The 1,636-nt window shown below is 41.3% G+C and carries 1 protein-coding gene; it reads right to left on the bottom strand.

Going from position 1 to position 1,636, the window contains the following annotated elements:
- Nucleotides 1–4: 4 nt before the first annotated feature.
- Nucleotides 5–1,438 carry an IS66 family transposase gene (gene tnpC, locus ACFSYC_RS19565; RefSeq protein ID WP_377130560.1) on the bottom strand — a complete coding sequence of 478 codons (1,434 nt, stop codon included), beginning with the start codon at nt 1,436–1,438 and terminating at the stop codon, nt 5–7.
- Nucleotides 1,439–1,636 lie beyond the last annotated feature (198 nt).

Genomic DNA, 1,636 nt, shown 5'->3' with positions numbered 1-1,636 from the left:
GTAACTATTCAGCACCTAAGTTAGCGATTAAAGAAAGAGCATAAAAGACATCATTTCCAGATTTAATAGTTGTATCGATAACAGATCGCAGCACAGCAAAGCCATCAGCACCATCTATAGACCGAAAGCCACCAGATATTTTTTGTTTGACTTTGATGTTTCTAATGGCCCTTTCGGAGCCGTTGTTATCCGGTGGCACATCGTTGTAGTATAAAAAGCAAAGTATATAGTGGCTGATTTTGCGCAGTTTTTTTTGCAGTTTAATGGCTAATTTGTCCTTATCAGGCAATTTATGCCCGAGTAAATTGGCAATAGAATCCGCTAACTCACACCTTGTCATGTTGTCCGATCCGGCACCCGCCGGATCATAACCGGCTTCATTGTTTAATGCAATTGCCCGTTTAAGTAATAATTTTAAAGATCCGGCCCAATCGCTCGCGTGTACTTGAACGATATAATTCAAGTCCCTAAACAAATGAGCCAGGCAGATTTGATGATGGACAGCTTCACACCTGAAGTGCGGAGCCCAGCGGTCATGTACCAGCACTACATCAGGCAAGCCCTCCGGGAATGTTTTCTGAATGGTTTTATATCCCCTGCTTTGCGATTGTACAATAAAAGTTAATGCGTTATTCTGCCAGGTCCAGAACCAATGGGTTTTGCCATTTATCTTTGCACCCGTTTCATCGGTTCCCAGGCAGGTGGATTTTTCAATCCTGTTTTTTATTTCCTGGTACATCGGCAAAGCCTTTGCAGTAAAGCGTTGCAATAAACCTACAATCCCCCCCTGGCTTATTTCCAGGCCCATTACCTTGCTGTAAAACTCTTGTATCCGTCCAAATGGCATATATTGACGCACATTCAGATAGGCCGTTAATGCTTCAATATGACAGCCATACTGAATATTGGCGTTTACATTTATAGGGAATTCACATTTAGTAATGTGGCCGCAGGAACAGGCTTTTGAGAATATTTGATGCTCAGTACAAATAGCTACAGGTTTAGGAATATCTATTACCTGACGTTTACTTAACGCTATGGCGGGCACTTGAGTTAAGTCATCACCACAACGATGGCAATATTGTGGGACATGGATAATGATTTCATCAGCAGCAGCCCAGAACGCTAACGTTGAGCCCTCATGCCCTGGTTGCCCGCCTGCTTTTTTACCGCTTTTCTCCCTTAAGCTTTGATTGCGTTTGGGCTTTCCCAAATCCACAGAAGGCGGAGTATGGGAATTATTACTATTCTTCCGGTTCTTGTAAACAGACAATTCAGTTTCCAAATCATCTACACGCAATGTTAGCGTTGATATTTGGCCTGCCTGCTTTTCTATGATCAATTCAAGGTTACCTGCATGAACCAATAAAGCCGAGATCTGTCCGGCCTGCTTTTCATTAAGTTCCGCAAGTGCTTTTATGATGTCGTCCTTAGACAATGTTTTTGTTTTTACGCTTACGTAAATATCAAGATAAACATTCTTAGTAGTGCATTTTACAGCAAAAGCATATCAACAAAAAGACAGTTCTTACCAACCGGCTTTGTGGACAACCTCTTAATTTTCGAAATCCTAAGCCAAATTTGTTGATAACCCTGTTTTTAATTGTTTTAACCAATTTTAACCTGAATAGTTACA

Source organism: Mucilaginibacter antarcticus, from assembly GCF_042686155.1.
Lineage (GTDB): Bacteria > Bacteroidota > Bacteroidia > Sphingobacteriales > Sphingobacteriaceae > Mucilaginibacter > Mucilaginibacter antarcticus.
This window is presented reverse-complemented; position numbering and strand designations above follow the sequence as displayed.